Raw genomic sequence first — 5,528 nt, 5'->3', positions numbered from 1 at the left:
TATTATGTTCGGTGTTGGTAGAAAACTGTTGCTGTGACACTCGAAAAACTTTCTGTTCCGACTGGTCAAGTATAATCGGGAACTCAGTTTCTGTTTCATAGCCCAACTGTACAATTTCGTTACCTGCTTTAATCAACTGCCTGCGTGTGTACTTGTCCATAACTAGTTCAGCCAAAGCATCGATGTTAATGGCTGAAACTGTGCGGTCTACAAGGGTCGCTAGTTTATTTCTGCCACCAATGCGTGTCAGTAGATTGTAGTTAGAGAGCCAATTTGTAACCGAGAGTAAATCTGTGGGCTTACCAGACCAGTGGAGGCGCTGCACGGCTTGATAAATATCTTTGTGAGCGTCAACATAAAAAGCTTCAGGAATAAGGCTCACGCTTATCATGCTCATCGCCTCTGGTGAGAGCATGATTCCGCCTAAAATCGCTTCTTCAGCTTCAATGTTTTGGGGAGGCAATTTATCGTTCACGCTGCACCTCCAGTATTCGAGGTGCTATCTTGGTGTTGTGACTCGAACCAAGCCTTTTCAACCTGTCGTTGCTGTTGTTCAATTTCTTGGCGAAATTGTGACAAAGTATTTTTGGCTTCAGCTTTTTTGGCGCTTTTTTGTTTTGAAGCTAGATATTTTTCGTAATAAACTTCCCAGCGATTTCGCCCAGCTTTGGTTTGGTGTGCTAACCACGCCTCTATGTCGTTTACTTCCTGGCTAAGGTTCTTTATTTTTTCCTGGCAAAAATTTAAAAAATTCGCTCGCTCCTCTTCTGAGAGAGTCTTTTTAAAGTCTGTATAAGTCTTATTAATCTTAGAGGATTGAGATTCTTGCTGTGTGAGCGTTTCAGACGACAACTGTCGCTCTACGCTTACAGCTGTCGCCTCAGATTTACAACTGTCGCTCTCAGATGACAACTGTCGCTCTATGCTTACAGCTGTCGCCTCAGATTTACAACTGTCGTTCTCAGATGACAACTGTGTGCAGCTTGAATAACTGTCACATAAAAATCCTTTTGATTGGATTTTTAATGTATATTCTACGTCTTCTTTGTTTATGTATCCTTTCTCTTCCAAAGCGTCGATTGCTTTATAAACTGTTTGTCTGGAAATGCCCAAATCTCCAGCTATTTTTGAGGCACGTATTCTTAAGCCATTACTGTAAGGGTCTAGACTCCTTAGATAGTAGAGAACACCCCTTTGGCTATCTGTAAGGTCTTTGTAAGCCCTTAACCATTCTTCATGCTGGAGTGGGTAAAACTTTCCTTGAATTTTGTCACGACGAGTAGTTGCAGTGGATACATCAGCTTTGCTAAAGAATCCGGGATTTGACGTTTGTACTTTTATTGAATCTGTCATACCATTTAAGTAACTAAGACGAAGCCCTGGCAAACTCTCTAAAACTTGCCTGGGCTGTTTCATTTGATTAACCAGAGAAAAAGTCGTGATAAACTGTTAATACAGTTAAGAATTGATATGATTAGCCGCCCGATTGATAATATATGCTTAAAATCCAATTTTAAATGGATTTCGTTATGAAAGTTAATAATTTTTCTCAAGCATTTGACAAAACCCTTAAACATTACGGAATTACGGGAAAGGCTCTATCTAATCAATCAGGTGTGTCTCAAAATCACATTTCAGAGTTTAGAAGAAATGCAGGAAATATTAGCCTCCAGACGCTTTCCTCTCTGATGATGGCTATGGATGAGCTAGCTCCTGGTAGCAGCGATTACTTTCTTTCTCAGTTGTGCCATCAACAACAAAATGGTTCTGTAAGCTTAGAAAACAAGCTAGAAAGGATGATAGAGGCAGCAACAGACGAAGAAGTTGAAGGGGCGATGCTAGCGATCGCACGTAGGTGGCGCTTAAAAAGTGGGAATAATGGACACGGCAACCAAGTTTTAAGTGCTTAAATAGGAAAATGGATCACAGTAATATCACTGAGGTTAAAACAAAAGTGGTAAGCCTAGATGAAATCAAAGTTTTTGTCTTGAACTTGCCACTAGAGCAAAAAGAACAGCTCGTTTCAGAGCTTGTCGATTCTCTACCAGTTGAATCTAAAAGCCGTACTATTGGCTCAAAATGGACAACTGGAGGATATAACTTTCCAGTGAACACACATTTATGTGTGCAAATTCAGAATGCCCCCAATATTGATATTGCAGCTATTATTGAGGCTGCTGTTATGAGAATTCGGAGCGATCGCGAACAGTAAAAACATTCAAGACTAGGCGATCGCTTACTCAGATTCAAAGAGGAAAGTCTAAGTGATGGTCTACTCTAGATTTTCAAGTATCCTCGTTCACATTGAAAATGCTAGAAATTTGCGTAATTTGTGTTTTTGAGCGTACTCGCATATGACCAATGAGCGATAGCGAAGTAACGGCTGCTCTCCGTATCGCAGATAAAATTTCTTCTAATCCCAATAAAAATTCTGATTAGGATGAGCAAACTTTGGATGATGGGCGATCCCTTCATGTCTCGTTCATCCCGCGCCTATTGTTATGTAAACCATATCAACATACTTGGTATAGCCACAGATGTAATGGTAGTCAGTAATGCCCAGACCATAGCAGATCGGGCTTTGTTGGGAGCGATCGCGAAGCTAATCCCACAATAAAACTCAAAATTTCATCGCGTAATCCCTCATCGATTGAATTACCGCATCATATTTTTGAGTAGGAATATCCCTCTGTACGCTCTAATTGGAAACCAGCCAGCACCGAGCGTACATCTGACTCAGATAATTTCAATTCATTCTTCGCTATCGCCCACAGCCTCTTAGCTTGCGCATCGGATATGGTTTGTACGCTCGATACACCACTCATATCGTGCAGTATGGAGCCTTCTTTACCATTGCTAGGCTTTTGAATTAGCCCAACTTCCTGTTTAATTTCTTTAGCAATTTTACGCTTGGTTTCTTGCCAATCTTGGCTCGATGGCTCAATTATCGTGATATCGAGTAGGCACAAAGTATTGTATCTGCGACCATAGGAAATTTGTATACCTAATTCCTTAGCATCATTAAAGTCACCAGGGAGAGGAAACACAGAATCTATCTGCTCGCCGCTTTCATGTCGAAGGCTAGAAAGTAAGCAAAATCTAGTTTCTATGAATGCCATTTGATGAGCGATCTGCGCTTCGCAGCAGCGCTTCGCTATCGCCAACCCACAAGCAGATAGCACTGGTGTAATCTTTGGCTGAATTTCTTCTAGTTCAGCGTATGTAAAGCTGATTTCTCTCCCGCTTTTAGTAGGAATTTTCACGTTTTTATTAGCCAAAATAGTTGGAATTTCTGCTTTGGCTTTGGCGAGAGCTGCATTAAGTTGTGGTGTTGGCGGATTCTTAGAGGATTCGTTCATGTTCTTACTCTGTCTTGTGCTACTATGAAATTGCCCGGATAATGTGCATAAAAAATCTTTGGTCGGATACCTTTTGCGCATACTGGGCTACCCTCTCTTAATGGCTGTGGGCTGGCAGCCAGCTATTATCACCAGTCTGCTAACTCTGGCTCTGGTTCAGGGTCAAATTGCCATGAATATTTCTCTTCTCTCATGGCTGACTCATATCGCTCTAGCCAGCAATATTCGTATTGGAGCAAAGTTTCAGCACCTAAATATTTCCAAGTTGCGAAGACGTGTTTATCAGGCACTTGCCCCTTAGTCGTTGGGTGCAGCATCAAATGTTTAGTTGCAGCTGGGTCTTGTGCAAAGGCTTTCTCTAATCCACTGTAGGCGTGACAAGTACAGGTGATTTCGTGTTGATATAATTTGATCTCATAGAACTCACCAGTATTACCACGAGCTATCAACTCATCCCAGTTATCACCGGGTTGCAACTTGTAAGGATCTGCTTTTTGCCAGGCTCTCTCTATCAGAACAGCTACAAAGTCAGCTTTAGAAATAAATCGACAGATACCACGAATTTTAATTAGTTGACCACGCTTTTCAATCTTCCCAGGAATGTGCAGCCAACAGCAATGCTTGTAAACGTCAATAGTTGCATACTCAATCCCAATTTTAATTTGTTCTGCTGTCCAGCCCCATTTTTCAAGCAGAGATTTTGTATTCTCAAGGCTGTAGATATGCCTCAGAGCGTAGTCTTCAGCATTATTTTCATGCAGCAATGATTGATGAAAGACAGAGTAAGTATGATTGGAGCGAGTATGAGCTTTGGCTGAGAATTTTTGTGCTGGCATTGGTCTGATACCTTTTGAATTCCATGTTTACATGGTAACAAATCCTAGCCATGTTTACAAGGTACGTTACAATATTTTTGAAATATTTTTAAGATTATGAAGCGATGAAGCGAAATAAACCATATGAAGTTCAGCAGGGTGAAGGGGGGCTATTTGTCCCGGCGGGGGATGAGCCAATAGATAGCCCTGCTGTAGCATTAAGAATGACTAAATCAATGTACGACAAGGTTGTAGCGATCGCTGGAAAAGAAAAAGCCAGCTGGATTAGGGAAGCGATCGCAGAAAAACTAGAGCGAGATGCTCAATCAATTACGGCTACATCTAGGTGGAGCGCGGGCGAGGGGTGAGGCACGCTTCGCTTTCAGTCGCAGGACAGCCATGAATGCGGAAGTAAAGCTCTTGGGTGACGCGGCTGACGTGGATCGCCGCATTCATGGCTGCCGCGCTGAATCCTCCCCCCTCTTGGGTTAAAGAAAAATAATCGCCCTACATTAAGAGCGATTGCACCTAACTAAACACAGCAGTAATTTTCTTAGAGGATGAAGAGAGAGCGATCGCCTCTATTTAATGTAAATATTCAGGACGTTAGTGACGAATAAATACATATACTTCTTGATAACTAGCTTCTATTGAAAAATAAGAATCAATAAACCAATCATGAGCTATTGCTTTCCAATTAATGTAAATGCTAGAAATTTTTAGTTTCTCCAATTCTTTAAGCTGTCCAGATTCATCCCACTGTTGATATACAAAATCCTCTTCACTTTCGTAGACTCCTATGTAATACTCTTCAAAATCCTCCACTGTGGCATCATTACCGTAATAGTTGCGGTAAAGAACAAATGGTTTACCATGCTTCTGTACAAGATTGGCTAATTCTGAAACTTTGTTGATATCTTCATATTCATTAATTTTAATTTCCATCCAGTTTTCATAATCATGAATTGCCCACTCTTCACACGGCTCATCATCTACAACTGGCGACCAAGAAAGCATCCATTTAATATCATCTTCTATCTCTTCTGGTTCCTGCGTTGCATCAATCCAAAGTCCATGTAAATGCCCATTATTGTAAGCCGATAAGCAAGCTACATATATTTTGGGTGTATTTTTATCAGTGCATTCCCGTTCATGTTTGGGGAATGGTAGCCGACATTTTAAATTACTAACAATGGGAAAATTGAAAGACGGAAAATTTACCTGAGCTAACCCAACAGCTAATTCTAAAGCTCTGAGGTCGATATTTTCAACAATTAAAATTTTACCTATCTGCTGGGCATCATATAACTGCTCTGCCACAGACAAAGCATCTTTTTCTGTAGAGAAAACTAAT

General features: G+C 41.0%; 9 protein-coding genes. 4 read left to right on the top strand and 5 right to left on the bottom strand.

Annotated features, from left to right (window positions below; all coding sequences use genetic code 11):
- Together G4P69_RS35250 and G4P69_RS35245 are read right to left on the bottom strand one after the other, a co-directional pair.
- The coding region (locus G4P69_RS35250) for a DnaB-like helicase N-terminal domain-containing protein (protein WP_313890608.1) at positions 1-475 on the bottom strand (475 nt) is incomplete at its 3' end.
- A complete protein-coding gene (locus G4P69_RS35245) occupies positions 472-1,416 on the bottom strand; it encodes a helix-turn-helix transcriptional regulator (RefSeq protein WP_243902290.1) in 945 nt (314 codons plus the stop codon). The genes G4P69_RS35245 and G4P69_RS35250, both read right to left, overlap by 4 nt.
- Positions 1,417-1,529: 113 nt before the next feature.
- On the opposite strand from G4P69_RS35245, the gene G4P69_RS35240 reads away from it, so the two are divergent.
- From G4P69_RS35240 to G4P69_RS35230, 3 genes are all read left to right on the top strand, one after another.
- Positions 1,530-1,910: a helix-turn-helix domain-containing protein gene (locus G4P69_RS35240; protein WP_208340678.1), complete on the top strand. Its 381-nt coding sequence runs from the start codon at positions 1,530-1,532 to the stop codon at positions 1,908-1,910.
- An 8-nt stretch (positions 1,911-1,918) separates the two neighbouring features.
- The gene (locus G4P69_RS35235) at positions 1,919-2,212 is read left to right on the top strand and encodes a hypothetical protein (protein WP_208340679.1); all 294 of its coding nucleotides are present in this window, start codon (positions 1,919-1,921) and stop codon (positions 2,210-2,212) included.
- A 228-nt stretch (positions 2,213-2,440) separates the two neighbouring features.
- Positions 2,441-2,617, top strand: coding sequence for a hypothetical protein (locus G4P69_RS35230; protein ID WP_208340681.1), 177 nt, complete (start codon positions 2,441-2,443; stop codon positions 2,615-2,617).
- Positions 2,618-2,663: 46 nt separating this feature from the next.
- Here G4P69_RS35230 and G4P69_RS35225 read toward each other — a convergent pair whose 3' ends face one another.
- Complete coding sequence (locus G4P69_RS35225; RefSeq protein ID WP_208344489.1) at positions 2,664-3,359, bottom strand: ERF family protein; 696 nt, start codon at positions 3,357-3,359, stop codon at positions 2,664-2,666.
- A 128-nt stretch (positions 3,360-3,487) separates the two neighbouring features.
- Positions 3,488-4,195: a hypothetical protein gene (locus G4P69_RS35220; protein ID WP_208344488.1), complete on the bottom strand. Its 708-nt coding sequence runs from the start codon at positions 4,193-4,195 to the stop codon at positions 3,488-3,490.
- A gap of 104 nt (positions 4,196-4,299) precedes the next feature.
- Here G4P69_RS35220 and G4P69_RS35215 point away from each other — a divergent pair, with 104 nt between their 5' ends.
- A complete protein-coding gene (locus G4P69_RS35215) occupies positions 4,300-4,542 on the top strand; it encodes a hypothetical protein (RefSeq protein WP_208344487.1) in 243 nt (80 codons plus the stop codon).
- A gap of 238 nt (positions 4,543-4,780) precedes the next feature.
- Here G4P69_RS35215 and G4P69_RS35210 read toward each other — a convergent pair.
- Positions 4,781-5,528 (bottom strand): antirestriction protein ArdA (locus G4P69_RS35210; protein ID WP_208354567.1); only part of this gene is annotated, 748 nt, incomplete at its 5' end.

The sequence above is a fragment of the Aetokthonos hydrillicola CCALA 1050 genome (assembly GCF_017591665.1).
GTDB lineage: Bacteria > Cyanobacteriota > Cyanobacteriia > Cyanobacteriales > Nostocaceae > Aetokthonos > Aetokthonos hydrillicola.
Note: the sequence above shows the minus strand (reverse complement) of the source record. Positions and strands in the feature narration are given on the sequence as shown.

Bases quoted from the DNA above. Each gene is read 5' to 3' on its own strand.
- G4P69_RS35245 (WP_243902290.1), bottom strand. From the start codon at position 1,416: ATGAAACAGCCCAGGCAAGTTTTAGAGAGTTTGCCAGGGCTTCGTCTT.
- G4P69_RS35240 (WP_208340678.1), top strand. From the start codon at position 1,530: ATGAAAGTTAATAATTTTTCTCAAGCATTTGACAAAACCCTTAAACAT.
- G4P69_RS35235 (WP_208340679.1), top strand. From the start codon at position 1,919: ATGGATCACAGTAATATCACTGAGGTTAAAACAAAAGTGGTAAGCCTA.
- G4P69_RS35230 (WP_208340681.1), top strand. From the start codon at position 2,441: ATGAGCAAACTTTGGATGATGGGCGATCCCTTCATGTCTCGTTCATCC.
- G4P69_RS35225 (WP_208344489.1), bottom strand. From the start codon at position 3,359: ATGAACGAATCCTCTAAGAATCCGCCAACACCACAACTTAATGCAGCT.
- G4P69_RS35220 (WP_208344488.1), bottom strand. From the start codon at position 4,195: ATGCCAGCACAAAAATTCTCAGCCAAAGCTCATACTCGCTCCAATCAT.
- G4P69_RS35215 (WP_208344487.1), top strand. From the start codon at position 4,300: ATGAAGCGAAATAAACCATATGAAGTTCAGCAGGGTGAAGGGGGGCTA.